The sequence below is a fragment of the Rathayibacter sp. VKM Ac-2835 genome (genome assembly GCF_013266705.1).
Classification (GTDB): domain Bacteria; phylum Actinomycetota; class Actinomycetes; order Actinomycetales; family Microbacteriaceae; genus Rathayibacter.
In genome coordinates this window covers 586,043-607,642 of record NZ_JABSNQ010000001.1, presented here as the reverse complement: position 1 = coordinate 607,642, position 21,600 = coordinate 586,043, and the positions used below count along the sequence as shown (strand labels likewise).

Genomic DNA, 21,600 nt, shown 5'->3' with positions numbered 1-21,600 from the left:
ATGTCACAGTGCCCCCGCTTTGCCCATAGGCTGTATGCGGTTCGGTCAGCGTCGCCACAAACGGCCCTGGGTCCGGCCAGTTCCAGCCCCCGGCGCCGCCCGCTCCGCGCGAGCGCACCCGGGTGCGACCGATGACCTGGGAGGCGTTGTGACCGAATCCGGCACGCAGAGCGACGGAACCGCGACGGTGGAGACACCCGAGCCCGCCACGGAGAGTGCGCCGGCCGCGGCCGAGGTCCTGCCCGAGAAGGTGACGCTCACGTTCGGCGAGCGCACTGCGGAGTTCCCGGTGCTGCGCAGCGTCGACGGCTCCTCGAGCATCGACTTCTCCACGCTCTCCAAGCAGACCGGTCTGATGTCGCTCGACTACGGCTTCGTCAACACGGCCGCCACCAAGTCGAGCATCACCTACATCGACGGCGACCAGGGGATCCTGCGCTACCGCGGGTACCCGATCGAGGAGGTCGCGACCAATGCGACGTACCTCGAGGTGGCCTGGCTGCTGATCTACGGCGAGCTGCCCACCGCGGACGAGCTCGCCGGCTTCGACGAGCGCATCCGCCGGCACACGCTGCTGCACGAGGACCTCAAGCGCTTCTTCGACGCCCTGCCGCACAGCGCGCACCCGATGTCGGTGCTCGCCGCCGGCGTGTCGGCCCTGTCGACCTACTACGAGGACAGCTCGAACCCGAAGGACCCGGAGGCGGTCGAGCTCACCACCATCCGCCTCCTGGCGAAGCTGCCGGTGATGGCGGCGTACGCCCACAAGAAGGCGATCGGCCAGGCGTTCCTCTACCCGGACAACTCGCTGAGCTTCGTCGACAACTTCCTCCGGCTGAACTTCGGCACCATGGCCGAGCCGTTCGAGGTCGACCCGGTGCTCTCCAAGGCGCTCGACCGGCTGCTGATCCTGCACGAGGACCACGAGCAGAACGCGTCGACCTCCACGGTCCGCCTGGTCGGCTCGACCGAGGCCAACCTCTACGCGTCCGTCTCGGCCGGCATCAACGCCCTCTTCGGCCCGCTGCACGGCGGCGCGAACGAGGCCGTGCTCACGATGCTCGGCCGGATCCGCGAGTCCGGCGAGAGCGTCCAGACCTTCGTCGAGCGGGTGAAGAACAAGGAGGAGGGCGTCCGCCTGATGGGCTTCGGCCACCGGGTGTACAAGAACTACGATCCGCGCGCCAAGCTGGTCAAGGAGAGCGCGTCCGAGGTGCTGCAGGCGCTGGGCGTCAAGGACCCGCTGCTCGACATCGCGATGGAGCTCGAGGCGCTCGCGCTGGAGGACGACTACTTCAAGGAGCGCCGCCTCTACCCGAACGTCGACTTCTACACCGGCGTCATCTACAAGGCCATGGGCTTCCCGACGCGGATGTTCACCGTCCTCTTCGCCATCGGCCGCCTGCCCGGCTGGATCGCGCACTGGCGCGAGATGAACACCGACAAGCAGACCAAGATCGGCCGCCCCCAGCAGCTCTACACGGGCGCCCCCGAGCGCCACTGGCCGACCGACCGCTGACCCGGCCCGAGGAGCCCGTACCGCGGGCCCGCACTGCCCCGCTGTGCGGGCTCTCCGCTGGTCGAGCAGCCCGCTTGCGGGCGCATCGAGACCCGGCGTCCGTCGGCGGGTGGGTCTCGATACGCCGCGTCCCGCGGCTACTCGAGCGGCATGTGCGTCGCCCGCGCGTCAGGCGTGCAGCGCCGTGTTCAGCTCGATGCCGGCGCCGGTGCGGGGGAGCACCTCGACCGCGCCGGTGAGCGAGTTGCGGCGGAAGAGCAGGTTCGGCACCCCCGACAGCTCGACGGCCTTGACCGTCTGCGGCTGCCCGTCGGCGCGCGGGGCGCCGCCGACCACGACGACCTTCGTCCCCGCCGTGACGTAGAGCCCGGCCTCGACGACGGTGTCGTCGCCGATCGAGATGCCGATGCCCGAGTTCGCGCCGAGCAGAGCGCGAGCTCCGATCGACACGCGCTGCACGCCGCCGCCCGAGAGCGTACCCATGATGGAGGCGCCGCCGCCGATGTCCGAGCCGTCGCCGACGACGACGCCCTGAGAGATCCGGCCCTCGACCATCGAGCTGCCGAGCGTCCCCGCGTTGAAGTTGACGAAGCCCTCGTGCATGACCGTCGTCCCCGGAGCGAGGTGCGCACCCAGGCGCACTCGCGAGGTGTCCGCGATGCGCACCTTCGCCGGGGTGACGTAGTCGGTCAGCCGCGGGAACTTGTCGATCCCCGCCGCCTGGATCCCGTGGCGCCGCAGCGACGGCCGCAGCCGCGTGAACGAGTCCGGAGCGACCGGCCCCGCGTTCGTCCACACGACGTTCGGCAGGTGCGCGAAGATCCCGTCGAGGTTCACCGTGTTCGGCTGCACCAGCAGGTGCGAGAGCAGGTGCAGCCGCAGGTACGCGTCCGACGTCGACGCCGGCGCGGTCCGCAGGTCGATCTGCAGCGTCACCACGTCGATCCGCACCTCGCGCCGCGCGTCCTCGCCCGCGAGCGCCTCGAACTCGGCCGGCACGATCCACGGATCGCGACCCGCAGGGATCGAGCCGAGGCGCGGCTCGGGGAACCAGGTGTCGAGGACGGTGCCGTCCGAGGCGATCGTCGCCAGCCCGTAGCCCCAGGCGGAGGCGGGCGCGGGCACGGCGGAGTCAGCGGTGTTCTGGAGGCTCATGTCGCCCAGGGTAGCGCGCACGATCCGGCCGGTACCCTGGGCGCATGGCCGTTCCGACCTCCGCCCCGGCGCCCGTCGCGCCCCTCGATCTGCGCTCCGATCCGATCGCCCTGACGCGGGTGATCTGCGACGTCCCCTCCGTCTCCGGAGACGAGCTGGCGCTGGCCGACGCGGTGCAGCTGGCCCTCGAGCAGTACCCACACCTGGAGGTCCTGCGCGACGGCCACACCGTCGTCGCCCGGACGAATCTCGGCCGCGAGCAGCGCGTCGTCATCGCCGGCCACCTCGACACGGTCCCGATCAACGAGAACCTGCCCGTGCGCGAGGAGACGATCGACGGCGTCGAGCACCTCGTCGGCCGCGGCACCACCGACATGAAGGCGGGCGTCGCGGTGCAGCTCGTCCTCGCCGCCGAGCTCGTCGATCCGGTCGTCGACATCACCTGGATCTGGTACGACAACGAGGAGGTCGCCTCCGACCTCAACGGACTCGGCCGTCTCTCCCGCCACCGCCCGGACGTCTTCGCCGCCGACTTCGCCGTGCTCGGCGAGCCGACCCGGGGCGAGGTCGAGGGCGGCTGCAACGGCACCCTCCGCGTCGACGTGATCACCCGCGGCCTCCGCGCGCACTCCGCCCGCAGCTGGGTCGGCGAGAACGCGATCCACGCCGCCGCGCCGATCCTGGACCGGCTGGCCGCCTACGAGCCGCGCGAGGTGGAGGTCGAGGGTCTCGTCTACCGCGAGGGCGTCAACGCGGTCCGCATCAGCGGGGGAGTGGCGGGCAACGTGATCCCCGATCTCTGCACCGTGCACGTCAACTACCGCTTCGCGCCGAGCCGCACCGGCGAGGAGGCGGTCGCGCACCTGCGCGAGCTGTTCGAGGGCTTCGAGGTCGAGGTCGTCGACCTGGCCGAGGGCGCGCGCCCCGGGCTGGACGCCCCGCTCGCGCAGGCCTTCATCGCCGCCGTCGGCGCGGAGGCGAAGCCCAAGTACGGCTGGACCGACGTCGCCCGATTCTCGGCCATGGGCATCCCGGCGGTGAACTACGGCCCCGGTGATCCGCTGAAGGCCCACGCCGACGACGAGCACGTCGCCGTGCACGAGATCACCGCGTGCACCGACGGCCTCCGCCGCTGGCTGAGCGCCTCCGCGTGAGCGCCGTCCTGAGCGGCCGGCTGCCGGTCCGCCGCCGCGCGCAGCTGCGCCTCGTCCCCTGGTGGGCCCGCGTCCTCGCGGTCTTCGTCCTCACCCGCATCGTGACGACCGTGATCATGCTCCAGTTCGCCGCGAACCAGCAGGCGAACTCCTGGACCGGCCCGTCGCCCGCCTACGTCGACTTCGCGACGATGTGGGACGGCCGCTGGTACGAGATCATCGCGACCGCCGGCTATCCGACGGAGCTGCCCGTCACCGACGCAGGCGAGATCGGCGAGAACGCCTGGGCGTTCATGCCGCTCTACCCCGTCGTCGTGCGCCTGCTGATGGTGCTCACCGGCCTCGGCTGGGCCACCGCCGGCGTCGTCGTCTCGGTGATCTGCGCGGCGGTCGCCTGCCTCGTGCTCTACCGGTTGATGCGGCACTCGCTGAGCGAGTCGCAGTCCCTCGTCGCCGTCCTCTTCTTCTGCGTGGCGCCGACCTCGCCGATGCTGCAGATCGCCTACGCCGAGTCGATGGCGATGATGCTCACCGCGATCGTCCTGCTCCTGCTGGTCCGGCGCCGGTTCGCCTGGGTCTTCCCGGTGGTGCTCGTGCTCGGTCTGACGCGGCCGAGCGGGCTGGCGTTCGCCGCGGCGATGGGCCTCTACGTCGTCTACCGGTTCGTCCGGCGCGCGAAGGAGCCGTTCCCGCGGACCGACGCCGTGCCCGCCGTCGCGCTCACGGTCTGGGGCCTGGTCGTCGGCTTCCTCTGGCCCGCGGTGGCGTGGGCGGTCACCGGCTCGCCGACGGCCTACACCGACACCGAGCTGGCCTGGCGCTCCTCCTACATCGGCTACCAGGAGCTCTTCCCCTTCACCTCGTGGTTCCAGGGCGGCGCGTGGTGGGGCGGCTGGTGGTTCGGCGCGCCGATGCTCGGCATCGCGCTGGTCGTCGTCCTGGTGCTGCTGTTCGTCGGCATCCTGGCCTCGCCGTGGACGCGGCGGCTCGACCTGTTCAGCCGCGCGTGGGTCGCCGGCTACGGCGTCTACCTCTTCGCCTTCTTCTTCCCGCAGTCGAGCACGTTCCGCCTGCTGGGCCCGATGTTCCCCCTCGTCGGGGCGCTCGCGGTGCCGCGCTCGCCCCTCTTCCGGAGCGCGCTGGTCGTCGTCTCGATCGCCGGTCAGATCGGCTGGATCACCATCGGCTGGGCCGTCGACGGCTACGACTGGACGCCGCCGTGATCGACGCCGCGTTTCCGAGGAAGGCGTCCGATTTCGTCCCTGGCGCGGATGCACGATAATAGACGGATACGTCACGAAAGGGGAACTCTATGGCGGCCATGAAGCCGAGGACCGGAGACGGACCGATGGAGGCTGTTAAGGAGGGGCGACTCATCGTCGTGCGCGTTCCGCTCGAAGGCGGCGGACGCCTCGTCGTCTCGGTCAACGATGCAGAGGCGAAAGAACTCCACGACGCACTCGCGTCGGTGGTGACTCCAGCCTGACCCACCAGCACCGTCGAGAACGCCCGCCGCATCCGATGCGGCGGGCGTTCCCTCGTTCCCGGGGCCGGTGCCACGCGGCCGGCGGTGCGGCTAGGCGCGGCGCTTGTTCGCCTGGAGCAGCCCGTCGCCGATCGGCGACAGCACGCTGACCACGGCCGGCGAGCCGCAGACTTCGGCGACCAGCGTCCGGAAGGCGGAGGCGATCTCGTCGCGCTGAGCGGGATTGGAGACGCGGCCGCGCCAGAGGGCGTGCGGCACGAGCACGGTGCCGCCGGGGCGCACCAGGCGCAACGCGTGCTCGACGTTCTCGATGACCTGCAGCGGATCGCCGTCGACGAAGACGATGTCGTAGGAGTTCTCGTTCATCCGGGGGAGCACCTCGAGGGCGCGGCCGGGGATGAGGCGCAGGCGGTTGGGCGAGATGCCGGCCTCGTGGAACTGGGCCCGGGCGTGCTGCTGGTGCACCGCCTCCGAGTCGATCGAGGTGAGCATGGCCTCGGGGGCGCCGTCGAGGAGCCAGAGTCCGCTGACGCCGGTGCCGGTGCCGATCTCGATGATCGACGTGGCCCGGGCGGCGGCCGCGACGAGGGCGGATTGCGCGCCGATCGAGGGCGCGATCGCGTCGATGCCCAGCTCGACGGCGAGCCGGCGGGCGGAGGCGATGGCCTCGGGCTCGACGACCGCGTCCTCGGCGTACTTCCAGTTGGCATCCTTGTCGGACACGGGCGGGCTCCTCTGGTGGTGGTCGCGGCGGGCGGATCGCGCCTGCGCATCGCCAGGGTACGGGGGTGCGCGGGGTCGTCGGCGCAGGCGCGGCGGGTTAGTGTTGTCCCGTGTTCGGTTTGACGTTCGACAAGCTCCTCATCATCGGAGTCATCGCCGTCTTCGTGCTGGGCCCTGACCGCCTCCCCTACTACGCCTCGCAGCTCGCTGCGCTGGTGCGGAAGGTCCGCGGATTCGCCACGCAGGCGCGCGAGCGCGTGAAGGACGAGATGGGCGACGAGTTCGACGAGGTCGACTGGCGCAAGCTCGATCCGCGGCAGTACGACCCGCGGCGCATCATCCGCGACGCCCTGCTCGAGGACGAGCCGGCCCCCACGGTGAAGCCGCCCTCCGCGGTCTCCGCTCCGGTCACGGCCGGCGGCGGCGCCTCCACCGCGGACAGCTACTACACGACGATGAAGCGCTCGGCGGGCGCCGGCGAGCTCTCGACGGTGGCGCCCCCGCCCATCGACCTCGAAGCCACCTGACCCGCCCCCGAACCGGGCAGCGCGCGGAGCGGTCGCTGCATGCTGGTCGAGGATGCCGCGGAGCGGGCGTATCGAGACCCACCACCGCCCGAGCATGCGGCGGAAGGCTCAGCCGACCGACATCGGCAGCCGGCGGCCCGTCAGCCCGCGCGGGCGCGACGCGAGCGTCCGTGCCAGCTCCGTGATCGCGACGGCGGCCGGATCCTCCGGGTCGCCGATGACGACCGGCAGCCCGTCGTCGCCGCCCGAGCGCAGCGCCACGCTGATCGGCAGCGTGGCGAGCAGTGGCACGTCGTCGCCGCTCGCGCTGAGCCGGCGGGCCACCTCGGCGCCGCCACCGCTGCCGAAGAGCTCGAGCACGGACCCGTCGGACTGCGGCAGCCCGGACATGTTCTCGACGACGCCGATGATGCGCTGGCCGGACTGACGGGCGAGCGCACCGCTGCGCTCCGCCACATCGGCGGCGGCCGGCTGCGGCGTCGTCACGATCAGCACCTCCGCGTGCGGCAGGAGCTGGCCGATCGAGATCGCGACGTCGCCCGTGCCCGGCGGCAGGTCGAGCAGCAGCACGTCCAGGTCGCCGAAGTACACGTCGGTGAGGAACTGCGAGATCGTGCGGTGCAGCATCGGACCGCGCCAGGAGACGGCTGCGCCCCGGGTGTCGCCCTCGAGGAACATCCCGATCGAGATCACCTTCACGCCGTGCGCCACCGGCGGCAGCATGAGCTCGCCGACCCGAGTGGGCCCCGCGACCCGGCCGTCGTGCATCAGGCCGAGCAGTCCCGGGATCGAGAAGCCGTGCACGTCCGCGTCGACCAGCCCGACCGCGAGCCCGCGCCGAGCGAGGGCCACCGCCAGGTTCGCGGTCACGGTCGACTTGCCGACGCCGCCCTTGCCGCTGGTCACTGCATAGACCTGGGTCAGCGAGTCCGGACCGAACGGCATCTCGCGCCGCCCGCCCCTCAGCCGCTCCGTCAGCGCCGTGCGCTGAGCCGGCGTCATCACGCCGACGTCGACCTGCACGGAGCCGACACCCGCCGCCGACTCCGCGGCCGCGCGCACATCGCGCTCGATCGCGGACGCCGCAGGGCAGCCGACGATCGTCAGGCGGATGGCCACGGTCACCGCGCCGTTCTCGCCGACGGTCACCGAGTCGACCATGTCGAGCTCGGTGATGGGCTTCCGGATCTCGGGGTCGATGACGCGAGCGAGCGCCGCGAGCACGGCGCTCTCGAGGGCGGCGGGATCGACCGGGCCGGTCGTCCCGGCGTCAGGCATCGCGCCGCTCGCTCGCGATCGACTCCGCCCGGTCCTTCTCGAGCTCCTCGACGAGGCTGCGCAGCTCGGAGCGGATGAAGTCCTTGCTCGCCATGTCCCGGATCGCCAGGCGGAGCGCGACGACCTCACGGGCCAGGTACTCGGTGTCCGCGAGGTTGCGCTCGGCGCGCTGACGGTCCTGCTCTATCTGCACGCGGTCGCGGTCGTCCTGGCGGTTCTGCGCGAGCAGCAGGAGCGGTGCCGCGTAGGAGGCCTGCAGCGAGAGGATCAGCGTGAGCACGGTGAAGCCGAGGGCCTGGGAGTCGAAGCGCGACTCCTCCGGGCCGTAGGTGTTGAACAGCAGCCAGAAGACGCAGAAGATCGTCATGCCGACGAGGAACCACGGCGTGCCCATGCCGCGGGCGAACGACTCGGTCAGGCGGCCGAAGCGGTCGCTGCTCTGCCGGTTGCGCCGGGGGAGCACCCGCGTGCGCAGGCCCTTGGGGGCGTCGAGCCGTCGATCCTGCTTGGTGTCCCTAGCCACGCGCACCCCTCCGTCCTCGTCGTCCTGCCTTGAACCTGCCCGCCGCCGCCACCGGCGCGGCGATCGGTATGCCCTGGGTCGTCGTGCTCAGCGGCACGCGCGGTTCGTCGTCGCCGTCGTGGCTGCGCCAGTCGTCGGGGAGGAGGTAGTCGAGCACGTCGTCGATCGTCACGACGCCGACCAGGCGGTGCGACTCGTCGACGACCGGCACCGAGACGAGGTTGTAGCTCGCGAGGATGCGGGCGACCTCGGCCGCTGAGGTGTCGGGCGTGATCGGGTCGAGGCTCTGATCGAGCAGGGTGCCGAGGCGCTCGTGCGGCGGGTAGCGGAGCATCCGCTGGAAGTGCACCATGCCGAGGAAGCGGCCGGTCGGCGGCTCGTACGGCGGCAGGGTCACGCAGACCGCGGCGCCGAGTGCGGGGGCCAGCTCGTGCCGGCGGATCATCGCGAGGCCCTCGGCCACGGTCGCCTCGGACGAGACGATGATCGGCTCGGTGGTCATCAGTCCACCGGCCGACTCGGGCGCGTAGGAGAGGAGCATGCGGACGTCGTCCGCCTCCTCCGGCTCCATCAGACCGAGCAGCGCCTCGCCGCGCTCGTCGGAGAGCTGCGCGATCAGGTCGGCCGCGTCGTCGGGCTGCATCTGGTCGAGGACGTCGGCGGCACGGTCGTCGTCGAGGCGGCCGAGGATCTCGACCTGCTCGCTCTCGGGCATCTCCTCGAGGACGTCGGCGAGCCGGTCGTCGGAGAGCTCGCCCGCGACCTCGAGCATCCGCTGCTGCGGCAGGTCGAGGAGGGTGCTGGCGAGGTCGGCGGGCTTGAGCTCGGCGAGGCTCGCCACGTACTGCTCGGCGGACTGCGCCTCGGTGGACACGCTCTCGCGCACCTCGCGCCAGCCGGCGAACGTCGTCGCGCCCTTGGCGAAGGGGGAGGGGCTGGTCTTCGGGCGCCGGACGAAGAGCTGCGCGAGCTCCCACTCGCCCGGGCCGACCTCCTCGATCGCGACGTCCTCGACGATCGCGTCGCCGGAGCAGTCGACGAAGGTCATCCTCCGGCCGAGCAGCTCGGCGATCACGCGGACCTCGCCGCCGCGCTGCTCGAAGCGGCGCACGTTGATCAGACCGGTCGTGATGATCTGCCCGCTGCCGATGCTGGTGACCCGCCCGATCGACACGAACACCCGGCGCCGGCCGGGGATCTCGACCACCAGGCCGACGACGCGCGGAGCGTCGTTCTGACGGGGGACGAGGAGGACGTCGCGGACCTTGCCGACGCGATCGCCCGCCGGGTCGAAGACGCTGCAACCGGCCAAGCGCGCTACGAAGACTCTGGCGGAACTCACGGCTACCAACCTAGACCCGGCCGCCCTCGCGGAAGCCGAGCGCGGAGCCTCCGTGCTCTCGGCCCGCGCACGGGAAGCTCTCGATCCGCACCCAGAAGGCTCCAAGTCGGCTGTGACAGCCTGAACGGGTGACTCAGCAGATGCCCATGAACAACCGCCGGGGCGCCGCCTCCCCGACGATCCCGCGCGGCGAGATCCTCGCCACCTTCGACACCTACGAGAAAGCGCAGAAGGCCGTCGACGTCCTCGCGCGGGCCGACTTCCCGGTCAAGCAGCTGGCCATCCTCGGCAACGATCTGAAGAGCGTCGAGCGCGTCACCGGCAAGCTCACCTGGGGCCGGGTCGCCCTGGCCGGCGCCGCGTCCGGCGCCTGGCTCGGTGTCTTCCTCGGTCTGCTGCTCATCATCTTCTCGCCGACGACCGAGTTCTCCTTCCTGATCGCAGCCGTCCTGCTCGGCGCCGGCTTCGGCATGCTCTTCGGTCTGGCCTCCTACGCGGTCAACCGCCGCCGACGCGACTTCACCTCGACGATGCAGGTCATCGCGACGAGCTACTCGGTCCTCGTCGATCCGGAGGTGGTCAACCGCGCGCGCAACCTCCTCGACGGCACCCCCGCGGAGTCCGAGGCGCCGGTCTGGTCGCCGCCGCCCGCGAACGCCGAGCCCGTGCCGATCCGTCCCGAGGACGAGCGGCGCTGATCTCCTCGAAGGCCCCCGGAGCAGTCCGGGGGCCTTCGTCGCGCCGGGGGGAGTGCGACGCGGTGTCAGCGGGCCGCGGAGCCGACCGGCGGCAGGACGATGTCGACGGCGAGCCCGTGCGGCTCCCGATTGGACAGCGCGACGGTGCCGCCGCCGGAGAGCACCGTCGTGTGCACCAGGGCGAGGCCGAGTCCGCTGCCGCCCGAGGCGATGGTGCGCGAGTCGTCCGGGCGGGAGAACCGGTCGAAGGCGACGGGGATGAACTCCGCCGGCATGCCGGGGCCGTCGTCGGACACGGTCAGCAGCAGCCGGCCGTCCTTCTGCGCGAGCGCCGCGACGATCGTCCCGCCGCGGCCGATCGCCTGGATCGCGTTGCGGACGAGGTTGTCGATCACCCGGCCGAAGTCCTGGGTGGCGACCGCGTAGAGCCGAGCGGGCTCGCGCTCGTCGATCTCGTAGTCGATCTCGACGTCCGACTCGGCCGCGAGCAGCCGGGTGCGGTCGACCGCGCCGACCAGCTCGTCGACCAGCTCGGCGAAGGGCGACGCGGGACGGGCCGACCGGCTCTCGATCCGGGAGATGTCCAGCAGTGCGGAGGCGAGGCGGACCAGGCGGTCGACGCTCTTCTGCGCGTCGAGGATCACGCGGTCGACGGCGACCGGGTCCTCCACGCGGTGGTGCGCGATCTCGAGCTGGGCCGAGAGCGCCGCGAGCGGCGTCCGCAGCTCGTGGCTGGCGTCCGAGACCATCTGCTTCTCCCGCGCCAGGGAGGCCGTCTGCTTGGCGAGGAACGCGTTGAGCGTCTCGGCGAGCTCGTCGATCTCGTCGCGGGTGCCGACGACCGGCAGCTGATCGCCGGGAGTGGGGTCGGCGGCGATCTGGTCGGCGCGCGCGCGCATCCGCCGGACGGGAGCGAGGGCCGCTCCGGTGAGGATCCAGGAGGCGAGTCCGAAGGTGACGACGAGGAAGATCGCGGCGTAGACGAGCACGTGCGCGAAGTCGTCGAGCACGAGCTGCGAGGCCGCCTGATCGCGTGCGGTGGCGACGCTCCAGGTGCCGTCCTCGCCGTCCACGGCGGCGATGCGAACCAGGTAGCGCGTGGTCGCGGTGGCGACCTCGGTGTAGCGGGGAACCGCGTCGGCCGCGCGATCGCGCAGCTCCGCCTGCACGGAGCGGCGCACCTCCGTCGGCATGGTCGTCGCGTCGACCGCGCCGTCCGGGGTGATCGCGAGGTAGAGCTGCCCGGTGGACGAGTCACGGACGCGCGGGACGTCGCCGGCCGCGATGTCGCGGCGGATCTCGTCCTCGATCGAGACCAGGATCGTCCGCTCGCTGCGCTCGACGATGCCGGTGACGACCTGGTAGAAGAGCATCGCGGCGAGGGCGAAGAGCACGGTCGCCACAGCGACCGAGCCGATCGTGATTCTGGCGCGGATCGACAGAGCACCCGAGCGCCGCCTCGCGGCGCGCGCCGCGGCGAGCGGGCTCGAGGCGGCCACGCGGCTACTCGACCGGGCGGAGGAAGTAGCCCTTGCCGCGCACCGTCACGATGCTGACGCCGGTGTCCTCGGCGGGCAGCTTCTTGCGGAGGTAGCTCACGTACTGGTCGACGATGTTGTTGTCGACGATCTCGCCGCCGCCCCAGATCTCGGAGAGGATGCGCTGGCGGGTGACCACCGAGCCGACCGGGGAGATCAGCAGCTTGAGGAGCTCGAGCTCCTTCGGGCTCACGTGGATGCGCGTGTTGTCGGCGGTGCGGCGGATGCTCGACCCGTCCACGGTGATGCGCCCGACCTCGATCGACGTCGACATCAGCGAGGGGCTGCGCCGCAGCAGCGCCCGCAGCCGCGCGTTGAGCTCGGTGAACGCGAACGGCTTCGTCAGGTAGTCGTCGGCGCCGGCGTCCAGGCCGAACACCCGGTCCTCGACGGAGTCGCGCGCGGTCAGCAGCAGGATCGGCGTGGAGCGGCCGAGCTCGCGGATGCGCCGGCAGATCTCGAAGCCCGACATCGCGGGGAGCATCACATCGACGATGGCGGCCGAGAACTCGGCGTTGCTGAACGCGACGAGTGCGTCGATGCCGTTCGTCGTCAGCTCGGCTTCGTAGCCGGCGTCTTCTAGGCCGCCCACGAGCGCTTCGCCCATGGCTGGATCGTCTTCGACGACAAGGATCTTCACGCGCTCACCCTACGACGCCGCTCTCAGGAACGCCGTGTGCGCCGAGCGCGTTTCGGCTCGGGAACCCCTGTCGATCGGAGTCCGCCTCTGCGGACGTGGCGCCCCTGGAACGGGACAGCGTGTCCCCAGAGACTCCGAACCGGAACGGAATTGGGTGATAGTGCCTGTTTCACGGCCCATCCGGTACCAATCCGAGCTGCACGGGGGTACGAATAGGACACGACGTCTCCCGGCGAGCGTCCGCGCACCCGAAGCGCGGTCTGGATTCCTGCCCGGTTGCTCGCGACGTCAACGAAAAGGCGGTTCTCGTGACCCCGAAACGCTTGGCTGAACGTCTTCGATCGTTCGTGCCCCGACGTCGTCGACCCCTCTGCGCAGCATGCGGACTCGTCCCCCGGCGCGCACTCGACCCCTACTGCTCCGAGCGCTGCGCTCAGGACGACGACTGAGTCGCTCGGCTGCTCGTCCTCCGGTCGTGTTCTGGACCGCGGATGCAGCCGAGCACGACGGGCGATCCCCGCCCGCGGAACGACGATTCCCGACACGCGAGGCGGTGCCCGACGACCCGGTAGCCCGGGTCGGCGGGTCCCGAGACGTCCGTGAGGACTCGCCACACCTTCGGCGGCTCTGCTCCGGGCGCGCTCCTCGGTTAGCCTCTCGCTCAGTCGACCGGGGGGATCAACGTGAGGCGTCTCGAAGTGCTGTCATCGGCCTGGCGGAGCACGACGGTGCGGGTCGTGACCGTCGTCGCCGCGCTCGCCGTCACCGGGACGCTGCTCGTGTTCCTCCTGCCGGACGACCGGGCGGCCGTCGAGATCCCGGCGAGTGCGACGTTCTCGCCGACCACGGCGACACCGGTGCCCACGCCGGATCCGATCGCGCTGCCGGCGCAGCCCCGCGTGCTCGTCTTCGGCGACTCCTACACCGCGGGCTTCGGTGCAACCAAACCGGAGACGGACGGCTTCGCGCGCGTCCTGCCCCGCTACCTCCCCGGCTGGGACATCGCGGTCGAGGGAGTCGGGTCGACGGGCTACCTCAAGGCGGGCAACGACGGCCAGGGCACCTTCCTGCAGCGCATCGAGAGGCTGAGCTACGGGGACGAGTTCCAGCTGGTGATCCTCCAGGGCGGGTCGAACGACCAGAACGTCGAGAACGCCGGGCTGCCCGATGCGGTCGACGCCACCGTGACGGCGCTGCGGGACCGGTTCCCGTCGGCGCAGCTCGTCATGCTCGGCCCCGTGTCGGTCTCGACGAACTCGAACGCCAACAAGCGCTACGTCAACGCCGTGCTCCAGGAGTACGCGCGCGACCACCGCATCGCATTCATCAGCCCGCTCTACGAGCGCTGGTTCCCCACGACGTCGCAGGCCGAGTGGGTCAACATCGAGGTCGGCCACCCGAACACGGCGGGCTACGACCACATGGCACAGGAGCTGGCTGCCGATCTGGGGGAGATCGTCGTCGCCCGGTGAGTCGGCTCGGAGCGCCGGTAGCGCGGAGGTGCGGAGCGGCCGGGAGCCTTGGCGGGTCTCTTGATCGAGGCGGGGACGGACCATAGGATCCGTCGAGACACCTCCCGAGCGACCTGTGGAACCCGAATCCCGCAGCCTCACGGCGGTCGCGGTGTCGTACCCGAAGGCTCACCATGACGACCCTGATCCGCTCCTTCCTGCGCGCCCGCCGCTGCGACGCCTGCCGCCGTCGCCCGTCGCGCGTCGCCGATCCGTACTGCTCGCGGGACTGCGCGAACGACGACGACTGACCCACCGCTCTCGCGCGCGGGCGACGCCCTCGGATCCCGCGGTACCGGACCGCGGTACCGCTCCGAGGGCGTCGGTCGGCGTGCGTGCAGCTCCGGTGCGGCGCTCGAGGCCGTCGCCGAGCGCAGGAGCTCTGCTCGAGCGTTGGTGCCGGAGTCGATAGCGCCGTGCCGGAGCTCGCGCCACGCGTCGGTCTGCTCGATGCAGCCGGATCGGCGTGATTGAGGCAGCCGGATCGCCGTGAAGAGTGCCCCCAGAAGGATTCGAACCTTCGCCCCTGCCTCCGGAGGGCAGTGCTCTATCCCCTGAGCTATGGGGGCCAGGAGTGCCTGTCAACATTAGCACCCGGGGTGAGCGTCGCCGGACGCCCTGACGGGTCACTCGGCCGTGCCACGATGGGGGCATGCTGCGCACCGTCTCCGCCTCGCTGGGCCTGCGACTGAACGGGCCGACCGACCTGATCTTCCTCGTGGCGGCGACGCCGACGGGGGATGCGTTCGAGGACTCCTTCACCGTCACTCTCGACGGCGAGCCCGTCCCGGTCCGCGAGTTCCCGGCGCGGCACGGTGCTCGCGTGCACCGGGTGGCGGCGAACGCCGGCGCGATGCAGGTGGAGTACCGCGCCCGCGTCTCGGGACGCGGTGCACCGGACGAGCCGAGCGAGCTGGAGCTGGTCGAATACCTGCGGCCGAGCCGCTACGCGGAGACCGACGCGCTCGGCGGGATCGCGCGACGCGAGTTCGGCCGGGCCAGGGGCTTCGAGGCGCTCGTCGCCGTCGAGGAGTGGGTGCACAGCCACCTCTCCTATGTCTACGGCTCCACGGTCGCGACCGGGGGAGCGGCGCAGGTGATCGAGAGCGGTCAGGGCGTCTGCCGCGACTTCGCGCACACGGTCGTCGGGCTGCTGCGCGCGCTCGACGTGCCGGCGCGGGTGACCGCCGTCTACGCTCCGGGGCTCGAGCCGCGCGACTTCCACGCGGTGTCGGAGGCGTGGGTCGACGGAGCGTGGCACGTGGTCGACGCGACCCGGCTGGCTCCGCGGCCGTCGATGCTCCGGATCTCCTCCGGCCGCGACACCGCCGACACGGCGTTCCTCAGCAGCTACCTCACCGACCTGCGGCTGGAGACGATGAGCGTCGAGGCGACCGGCGACGAGGTCGTCGAGGACGATCACGTCTCGCCGGTGCGCCTGGGCTGAGCGGGCCCGCCCGGTCGGCGCCGGTCAGCCCGCCAGGGCGTCGAGCGCCGCGCGCACGAGCGGCTCGGGATCGCCGGGCTCGACGAAGGACGCGCTCGACGCCTCGATCCAGTAGTCGCCGATGAAGGCGTCGGCCACGCCGCGGCCGTTCGCGATCTCGTAGTAGCCCTCGATCTCCGGCGGTCTGCCGTAGGTGGGGACCGCGGCACTGGTGGTGAAGTACTCGTTCTTGAGGGCCTCGATGATCGCCGGGTCGAGCTGCGCGACGGCGATCTGGAAGTCGGCGCCGTCCGGGCCGGACCAGCCACACACCTGTCCCTGGTAGCCGGCGATCTCGGTGGAGACCGCGGTCGGCTCGACGGCGTCGCTCGGGGTGAAGCCGGACCAGAGTCCGGTGAGCGCGGAGGCGGGGACCAGGTCGTCGCAGGCGACCTCGACGGGGGTGCCGGTGACGGCCTCGCTCGCGCTCGGCGCCGGCTCCGCGGCCGGTGCGCAGCCGGTGAGGGCGCCGACGGCGACGAGCAGGGCGAGGGCGGCGGGTCGGCGCATGCGCTGCACCCTAGCAATCGCCGCGGGTGGGGCGGCTGCTCGATCAGCAGGGGAGGCGGGGCGATCGGCAGGAAGGAGGGGGTGGCGGGGCGGCCGGTAGAATCGTGCCCCGTGACTCCCGAACAGCTCGCCGCCTCCCTGCACGCCCTCGTCCTCGACGCCGTGCAGCGACGAGGGAGCGACGCCGAGGTCGCGCTGGGCGACGTCGTGCTCGAGCGGCCCAAGAACCGTGACCACGGCGACTGGGCCTCGAACATCGCGATGAAGATCGCCAAGAAGGTCGGCGCGAACCCGCGCGAGCTCGCGACCGAGCTCGCCGAGGGCCTGGGCGCCGTCGACGGCGTCGCCTCGGTGGAGGTCGCCGGCCCCGGGTTCCTCAACGTGCGGCTCGACGCGGCGGCGGCGGGTGCGCTCGCCGGCGCGATCGTCGACGCGGGCGAGGCCTACGGCACCGGCTCCGTCTACTCCGGTCTGAAGATGAACCTCGAGTTCGTCTCGGCCAACCCCACCGGCCCCATCCACATCGGCGGCACCCGCTGGGCGGCCGTCGGCGACAGCCTCGCCCGCGTGCTGATCGCGCAGGGCGCCGAGGTGACCCGCGAGTACTACTTCAACGACCACGGGGCGCAGATCGACCGCTTCACCCGGAGCGTCCTCGCCGCCTACCGCGGTGAGCCGACGCCCGAGGACGGCTACGGCGGCGCCTACATCGCCGACATCGCCGACCGCGTCGTGGCCGCCTACCCGGGCGACCTGTCGGTCCTCCCCGAGGCCGAGCTGAACGAGACCTTCCGCTCCATCGGCGTCGACCTGATGTTCGGCGAGATCAAGCAGAGCCTGCACGAGTTCGGCGTCGACTTCGACGTCTACTTCCACGAGAACTCGCTGCACGAGTCGCGCGCCGTCGAGCGCGCGATCGAGCGCCTCCGCGAGCTCGGCCACATCTTCGAGGCCGACGGAGCCACCTGGCTGCGCACCACGGACTTCGGCGACGACCGCGACCGCGTCATCATCAAGAGCGACGGCGAGGCCGCCTACATCGCGGGTGATCTCGCCTACTACCTCGACAAGCGCGAGCGCGGCTTCGACCGGGCGATCATCATGCTCGGCGCGGACCACCACGGCTACATCGGCCGGATGATGGCGATGTGCGCGGCCTTCGGCGACACCCCGGGCGTCAACCTCGAGATCCTGATCGGCCAGCTCGTCAATCTGCTCCGCGACGGCCAGGCGGTCCGGATGTCCAAGCGCGCCGGCACCGTCGTGACGATGGAGGACCTGGTCGAGGCCGTCGGCGTCGACGCCGCGCGCTACTCGCTCGTGCGCTCCTCCGCCGACTCCTCGCTCGACATCGACCTCGACCTGCTCACCAAGCGCAGCAACGACAACCCCGTCTACTACGTGCAGTACGCGCACGCCCGCACCCGCCAGGTCGCGGCCAAGGCGGAGGCGTCGGGCGTGCCGCGCGAGCCGTTCGCGCCCGAGACGCTCGTGCACCCGAGCGAGTCGGCGCTGCTGGGCGGGCTGCAGGAGTTCCCTCGGATCGTCGCCCTGGCCGCGGAGCTGCGCGAGCCGCACCGCGTGGCCCGCTACCTCGAGGAGATCGCCGGCCTCTACCACCGCTGGTACGACAACTGCCGCGTGGTCCCGCAGGGCGAGGACCCGATCGAGGCCGTGCACTCGACCCGCCTGCGCCTCAACGACGCGACCGCGCAGGTCCTGCGCAACGGGCTCACGATGCTCGGCGTGACCGCTCCGGACCGGATGTGACCGCCGCCGATGCCGGTGCGCCGCACCGCGGCCGCCGGATCGCGCTCGTCGCGGTGATCCTGATCGTGCTGCTGGCCGTGGCCGCCGTCGTCGGCGACGTGCTCGCCCGGCGCGCCGTCGCCGACACCGCGGCGTCGAGCATCCGGGAGGCGCTCTCGCTCCCCGCGGACCACCCCGTCGACGTCGAGGTCGCCGGCTGGGCGGTCCTGCCGCAGCTGATCGGCGGGTCGCTCGACCGGCTCGACATCCGCAGCGAGGACGTCGCGTTCGGCGACCTGAACGGCGACCTCGACGCGACGCTCGAGGGCGTCCCGGCGAGCGGCAGCGGACCGATCGACGCCGGACAGGCGACGGTGGCGCTCGACCCGGATTCGGTGAGCACTCTCGTGGCCGCCCGGAGCGAGGTGCCGATCGACGGTGTGACGCTCGACCCGCCGCTGGTGCGCGTGAACACCTCGGTGGACGTGCTCGGGCTCACGCTCGCCGCGGGGGTCGGCATCGAGCTGGGCGCGGCCGACGGCGCGATCGAGCTGACTCCGTCCGAGGTGACGGCGGGCGGCACGACGATCAGCGCCGCCGATGTCGAGGACCGCTTCGGCGCCGTCGCCGAGGGGCTGCTCGCCGCGCGCTCCGTCTGCATCGCCGACGCGGTGCCGCGAGGGCTCGCGCTCACCGACGTCGACGTGACGGCCGACTCGCTGAACGCCTCCTTCGACTTCTCTCCGACGCTCCTCAGCGACCCGGCGCAGCAGGAGACCGGCGTCTGCTCCTGACCCGAGACGGCTGAGGCGCGACCGACCGGTAGGATCGGAGCCCTGTGCCCGCGTGTCCCGCGGGCCGAACGCCGGCAGTGCGCGCACCGACAGCACTGTCATCGACAGCACTTCCAAGGATCTTGCTGGCTTCAGGGGTCAATCCGGACTCGCTCGCCACGCAGTGACGCTCCCACTCTCTCCTGTGAGGTCTCACCCGTGGCACACGCCGACGCACCCGTCCGCGCCCCCCGTCATCCGCTCGCCCCGGAGTGGCTCCACCGGCCCGACGACGCAAACGGGCTCGCCGACGGCGTCTGGTCCGGCGGCACCGTCCGCGCCGCGGACGGCGGCCTCGAGGTCGCCGGTGTCGCGGCGGCGGAGCTCGCCGCGCGCTTCGGCACGCCGCTCTACGTGGTCGACGAGGACGACGCCCGCCGCCGCGCGGTCGCGACCCGGGAGGCATTCGAGCGCGAGCTCGGCCGGATCGGCACCGGCGTCACCGTCTACTACGCGGGCAAGGCGTTCCTCTCCTCCGAGGTCGCGCGCTGGATGCGCGCCGAGGGCCTGAACATCGACACCTGCAGCGGGGGAGAGCTCGCGGTCGCGCTCGCGGCCGGCGTCGAGCCCGAGCGCATGGGCCTGCACGGCAACAACAAGTCGCTCGCCGAGATCGACCGGGCGGTCGAGGTCGGCATCGGGGCGATCGTCATGGACAGCGTGCTCGAGATCGACCGCGTCGCCGCCGCGGCCGAGCGCCACGGGCGAGTCCAGCCGGTCCGGCTCCGGGTGAACAGCGGCGTGCACGCGCACACCCACAGCTTCCTCGCGACCGCGCACGAGGACCAGAAGTTCGGCATCACGCTGGAGGACTGCCCGGCCGCCGTCGCGCGCATCCGCTCGCACGCGAGCCTGCGCTTCCTCGGCCTGCACTGCCACATCGGCTCGCAGATCTTCGGCTCGGCCGGCTTCGCCGAGTCGGCGTCGCGCCTGCTCGCCGTGCACGCGGCGCTCCTCGCCGACGGCCCCGTCCCGCAGCTCAATCTCGGCGGCGGCTTCGGCATCGCCTACACGAGCGCCGACGACCCGACCCCGATCGACGAGATCGCCGCGGCGATCGCGGACGCCGTCGGCGAGCAGTGCGCGACGCGCGGCATCCCGGTCCCGCACATCGCCATCGAGCCCGGCCGCTCGCTGATCGGCCCCGCCGGCCTGACCCTCTACGAGGTCGGCACCATCAAGGACGTCGCCGTCGGTGCGGACGGGGTGCGCCGCTACGTCAGCGTCGACGGCGGGATGAGCGACAACGCCCGCCCCGCCCTCTACGGCGCCGACTACACGGCGCGGATCGCGAACCGCGTCTCCGACGCCGAGCCCGCCCTCGTGCGCGTGGCCGGCAAGCACTGCGAGTCTGGCGACATCGTCGTCCACGACGACTTCCTCCCCGCCGACGTCCAACCGGGCGACCTGCTGGCCGTCGCCGCGACCGGCGCCTACTGCTGGTCGCTGTCGAGCAACTACAACTACCTGGGTCGCCCCCCTGTCGTCGCTGTGCGGGACGGAGTCGCGCGCGTGATCGTGCACGGCGAGACCGAGGACGACCTCCTCCGCCGCGATGCCGGCATCGAACGAAAGGCCATCCTCCGATGATCGAGTACCGCAGCCTCCGCGTCGCCCTGCTGGGCGCCGGGTCCGTCGGTGCCCAGGTCGCGCGCCTCCTGCTCGACCACGGCGACGAGCTCGCCCAGCGCGTGGGGGCGCCGCTGGAGCTCGCCGGCGTGGCCGTCCGGGACCTCGACGCGCCGCGCACCGCGGACATCCCGAAGGAGTACTTCACGACCGACGCCGAGGCGCTCATCCTCGGCGCCGACATCGTCGTCGAGCTGATCGGCGGGCTGGAGCCGGCGCGCAGCTACATCCTCAAGGCGATCTCCTCGGGCGCCGACGTGATCACCGCCAACAAGGCGCTGCTCGCCGCGCACGGCAACGAGCTGTTCGAAGCGGCCGACCAGGTGGGCGCCCAGCTCAACTACGAGGCCGCGGTGGCCGGGGCGATCCCGATCATCCGCCCGCTGCGCGACAGCCTCGCCGGAGACCGCGTGCACCGGATCCTCGGCATCGTCAACGGCACCACGAACTTCATCCTCGACCGGATGGACACCGAGCACTCCACCCTCGAGGAGGCGCTCGCCCTCGCCACCGAGCTGGGCTACGCCGAGGCCGACCCGACCGCCGACATCGAGGGCTACGACGCCGCGCAGAAGGCGGCGATCCTCGCCCGGCTCGCCTTCCACACCGACGTCCCGGTCTCGCTGGTGCACCGCGAGGGCATCACCGGCGTCACGCCGGAGCAGGTCGAGCAGGCCCGCGCCTCCGGCTACGTGATCAAGCTGCTCGCCATCTGCGAGCGCCTCGTCGACGCGAAGACGGGGGAGGAGGGCGTCTCGGCACGCGTCTACCCCGCACTCGTGCACCGCTCGCACCCCCTCGCCGCCGTGCACGGCGCCAACAACGCCGTCTTCGTCGAGGCGGAGGCCGCCGGCAGCCTGATGTTCTACGGCGCGGGCGCCGGCGGCGTCGAGACCGCCTCGGCCGTGCTGGGCGACGTCGTCTCGGCCGCCCGCCGCCACGTCGTCGGCGGGCCCGGTCTCGTCACCAGCGCGAGCTCCGGACTCCCGGTGCTGCCGATCGGTCACGTGACCACCCGCTACCAGGTGACGCTCGAGGTGCTCGACCGGCCCGGCGTGCTCGCCCAGATCGCCGGCGTCTTCGCCGAGCACGGCGTCTCCGTCGAGACGCTCGTGCAGACGCCGCCCGTGCTCGACCCGCTGGCCGAGGCCGGTGCGGAGCGGCGCGAGCCGACCGCTACCCTGGTCATCGGCACGCACGCCGCGGCAGAGTCCGATCTGGCGGCCACCGTCACCGCTCTCCAATCCCACGGGTTCGTCGGCGCCGTGACGTCCGTTCTACGAGTTGAAGGAGCCTGAG

At 71.9% G+C, this 21,600-nt stretch carries 20 protein-coding genes and 1 tRNA gene; 12 read left to right on the top strand and 9 right to left on the bottom strand.

Annotation, left to right across the window (positions count from 1 at the left end; all coding sequences use genetic code 11):
- Positions 1 to 238 precede the first annotated feature (238 nt).
- Positions 239 to 1,519, top strand: coding sequence for a citrate synthase (locus tag HRK28_RS02800; RefSeq protein WP_160091274.1), 1,281 nt, complete (start codon positions 239 to 241; stop codon positions 1,517 to 1,519).
- Between the two features lie 168 nt (positions 1,520 to 1,687).
- Here the strand turns inward: HRK28_RS02800 and dapD are convergent, their stop codons facing one another.
- Positions 1,688 to 2,674: a 2,3,4,5-tetrahydropyridine-2,6-dicarboxylate N-succinyltransferase gene (dapD, locus tag HRK28_RS02795; RefSeq protein WP_160088314.1), complete on the bottom strand. Its 987-nt coding sequence runs from the start codon at positions 2,672 to 2,674 to the stop codon at positions 1,688 to 1,690.
- A gap of 44 nt (positions 2,675 to 2,718) precedes the next feature.
- Here dapD and dapE point away from each other — a divergent pair, with 44 nt between their 5' ends.
- The 3 genes from dapE (at position 2,719) to HRK28_RS02780 (ending at position 5,314) form a co-directional block, all read left to right on the top strand.
- The gene (dapE, locus tag HRK28_RS02790) at positions 2,719 to 3,828 is read left to right on the top strand and encodes a succinyl-diaminopimelate desuccinylase (protein WP_160088316.1); all 1,110 of its coding nucleotides are present in this window, start codon (positions 2,719 to 2,721) and stop codon (positions 3,826 to 3,828) included.
- Entirely contained in the window at positions 3,825 to 5,051 is a 1,227-nt protein-coding gene (locus HRK28_RS02785) for a hypothetical protein (RefSeq protein ID WP_367948327.1), read from the top strand. The genes dapE and HRK28_RS02785 overlap by 4 nt, the downstream gene beginning before the upstream one ends.
- 89 nt (positions 5,052 to 5,140) lie before the next feature.
- The gene (locus tag HRK28_RS02780) at positions 5,141 to 5,314 is read left to right on the top strand and encodes a DUF3117 domain-containing protein (RefSeq protein ID WP_077221916.1); all 174 of its coding nucleotides are present in this window, start codon (positions 5,141 to 5,143) and stop codon (positions 5,312 to 5,314) included.
- Positions 5,315 to 5,404: 90 nt separating this feature from the next.
- Here HRK28_RS02780 and HRK28_RS02775 read toward each other — a convergent pair whose 3' ends face one another.
- Positions 5,405 to 6,037 (bottom strand): class I SAM-dependent methyltransferase, encoded by a 633-nt coding sequence (locus HRK28_RS02775; protein WP_173250355.1) that lies wholly within the window; start codon positions 6,035 to 6,037, stop codon positions 5,405 to 5,407.
- Between the two features lie 110 nt (positions 6,038 to 6,147).
- Here HRK28_RS02775 and HRK28_RS02770 point away from each other — a divergent pair, with 110 nt between their 5' ends.
- The gene (locus HRK28_RS02770; protein ID WP_123445460.1) at positions 6,148 to 6,564 is read left to right on the top strand and encodes a Sec-independent protein translocase TatB; all 417 of its coding nucleotides are present in this window, start codon (positions 6,148 to 6,150) and stop codon (positions 6,562 to 6,564) included.
- A gap of 108 nt (positions 6,565 to 6,672) precedes the next feature.
- Here HRK28_RS02770 and HRK28_RS02765 read toward each other — a convergent pair whose 3' ends face one another.
- The 3 genes from HRK28_RS02765 to HRK28_RS02755 are packed head-to-tail and all read right to left on the bottom strand — an operon-like array spanning position 6,673 to position 9,707.
- On the bottom strand, positions 6,673 to 7,842 hold the full coding sequence (locus HRK28_RS02765; RefSeq protein WP_173250354.1) for an Mrp/NBP35 family ATP-binding protein: 1,170 nt from the start codon (positions 7,840 to 7,842) through the stop codon (positions 6,673 to 6,675).
- Positions 7,835 to 8,365, bottom strand: a complete 531-nt coding sequence (locus HRK28_RS02760; protein ID WP_123445981.1) for a DUF1003 domain-containing protein — start codon at positions 8,363 to 8,365, stop codon at positions 7,835 to 7,837. The genes HRK28_RS02765 and HRK28_RS02760 overlap by 8 nt, the downstream gene beginning before the upstream one ends.
- Positions 8,358 to 9,707, bottom strand: coding sequence for a CBS domain-containing protein (locus tag HRK28_RS02755; protein WP_173250353.1), 1,350 nt, complete (start codon positions 9,705 to 9,707; stop codon positions 8,358 to 8,360). Before HRK28_RS02755 ends, HRK28_RS02760 begins: the two co-directional genes overlap by 8 nt.
- Positions 9,708 to 9,835: 128 nt before the next feature.
- On the opposite strand from HRK28_RS02755, the gene HRK28_RS02750 reads away from it, so the two are divergent.
- Positions 9,836 to 10,405 (top strand): general stress protein, encoded by a 570-nt coding sequence (locus HRK28_RS02750; protein WP_244231811.1) that lies wholly within the window; start codon positions 9,836 to 9,838, stop codon positions 10,403 to 10,405.
- Positions 10,406 to 10,470: 65 nt separating this feature from the next.
- Here the strand turns inward: HRK28_RS02750 and HRK28_RS19925 are convergent, their stop codons facing one another.
- Positions 10,471 to 11,904: a cell wall metabolism sensor histidine kinase WalK gene (locus tag HRK28_RS19925; protein WP_160088332.1), complete on the bottom strand. Its 1,434-nt coding sequence runs from the start codon at positions 11,902 to 11,904 to the stop codon at positions 10,471 to 10,473.
- A 4-nt stretch (positions 11,905 to 11,908) separates the two neighbouring features.
- The gene (locus HRK28_RS20705; protein ID WP_260300519.1) at positions 11,909 to 12,583 is read right to left on the bottom strand and encodes a response regulator transcription factor; all 675 of its coding nucleotides are present in this window, start codon (positions 12,581 to 12,583) and stop codon (positions 11,909 to 11,911) included.
- 737 nt (positions 12,584 to 13,320) lie between these two features.
- Between HRK28_RS20705 and HRK28_RS02735 the strand changes: the two genes are divergently transcribed.
- Positions 13,321 to 14,055 (top strand): SGNH/GDSL hydrolase family protein, encoded by a 735-nt coding sequence (locus HRK28_RS02735; protein ID WP_173250352.1) that lies wholly within the window; start codon positions 13,321 to 13,323, stop codon positions 14,053 to 14,055.
- Between the two features lie 536 nt (positions 14,056 to 14,591).
- Here the strand turns inward: HRK28_RS02735 and HRK28_RS02730 are convergent.
- Positions 14,592 to 14,663: transfer RNA gene (locus HRK28_RS02730), tRNA-Arg, on the bottom strand.
- Between the two features lie 83 nt (positions 14,664 to 14,746).
- On the opposite strand from HRK28_RS02730, the gene HRK28_RS02725 reads away from it, so the two are divergent.
- On the top strand, positions 14,747 to 15,541 hold the full coding sequence (locus tag HRK28_RS02725) for a transglutaminase family protein (RefSeq protein ID WP_173250351.1): 795 nt from the start codon (positions 14,747 to 14,749) through the stop codon (positions 15,539 to 15,541).
- 24 nt (positions 15,542 to 15,565) lie between these two features.
- Here HRK28_RS02725 and HRK28_RS02720 read toward each other — a convergent pair whose 3' ends face one another.
- The gene (locus HRK28_RS02720) at positions 15,566 to 16,090 is read right to left on the bottom strand and encodes a hypothetical protein (RefSeq protein ID WP_173250350.1); all 525 of its coding nucleotides are present in this window, start codon (positions 16,088 to 16,090) and stop codon (positions 15,566 to 15,568) included.
- A gap of 111 nt (positions 16,091 to 16,201) precedes the next feature.
- On the opposite strand from HRK28_RS02720, the gene argS reads away from it, so the two are divergent.
- The 4 genes from argS (at position 16,202) to HRK28_RS02700 (ending at position 21,599) form a co-directional block, all read left to right on the top strand.
- A complete protein-coding gene (gene argS / locus HRK28_RS02715) occupies positions 16,202 to 17,860 on the top strand; it encodes an arginine--tRNA ligase (RefSeq protein ID WP_173250349.1) in 1,659 nt (552 codons plus the stop codon).
- On the top strand, positions 17,857 to 18,633 hold the full coding sequence (locus tag HRK28_RS02710) for a DUF2993 domain-containing protein (RefSeq protein WP_173250348.1): 777 nt from the start codon (positions 17,857 to 17,859) through the stop codon (positions 18,631 to 18,633). Before argS ends, HRK28_RS02710 begins: the two co-directional genes overlap by 4 nt.
- A 198-nt stretch (positions 18,634 to 18,831) precedes the next feature.
- Complete coding sequence (gene lysA / locus HRK28_RS02705) at positions 18,832 to 20,262, top strand: diaminopimelate decarboxylase (protein ID WP_173250347.1); 1,431 nt, start codon at positions 18,832 to 18,834, stop codon at positions 20,260 to 20,262.
- Entirely contained in the window at positions 20,259 to 21,599 is a 1,341-nt protein-coding gene (locus tag HRK28_RS02700) for a homoserine dehydrogenase (RefSeq protein WP_160088349.1), read from the top strand. The genes lysA and HRK28_RS02700 overlap by 4 nt, the downstream gene beginning before the upstream one ends.
- The last annotated feature ends 1 nt before the right edge of the window (position 21,600 follow it).

Bases quoted from the DNA above. Each gene is read 5' to 3' on its own strand.
- dapD (WP_160088314.1), bottom strand. From the start codon at position 2,674: ATGAGCCTCCAGAACACCGCTGACTCCGCCGTGCCCGCGCCCGCCTCC.
- dapE (WP_160088316.1), top strand. From the start codon at position 2,719: ATGGCCGTTCCGACCTCCGCCCCGGCGCCCGTCGCGCCCCTCGATCTG.
- HRK28_RS02780 (WP_077221916.1), top strand. From the start codon at position 5,141: ATGGCGGCCATGAAGCCGAGGACCGGAGACGGACCGATGGAGGCTGTT.
- HRK28_RS02765 (WP_173250354.1), bottom strand. From the start codon at position 7,842: ATGCCTGACGCCGGGACGACCGGCCCGGTCGATCCCGCCGCCCTCGAG.
- HRK28_RS02725 (WP_173250351.1), top strand. From the start codon at position 14,747: ATGCTGCGCACCGTCTCCGCCTCGCTGGGCCTGCGACTGAACGGGCCG.
- HRK28_RS02720 (WP_173250350.1), bottom strand. From the start codon at position 16,090: ATGCGCCGACCCGCCGCCCTCGCCCTGCTCGTCGCCGTCGGCGCCCTC.
- HRK28_RS02700 (WP_160088349.1), top strand. From the start codon at position 20,259: ATGATCGAGTACCGCAGCCTCCGCGTCGCCCTGCTGGGCGCCGGGTCC.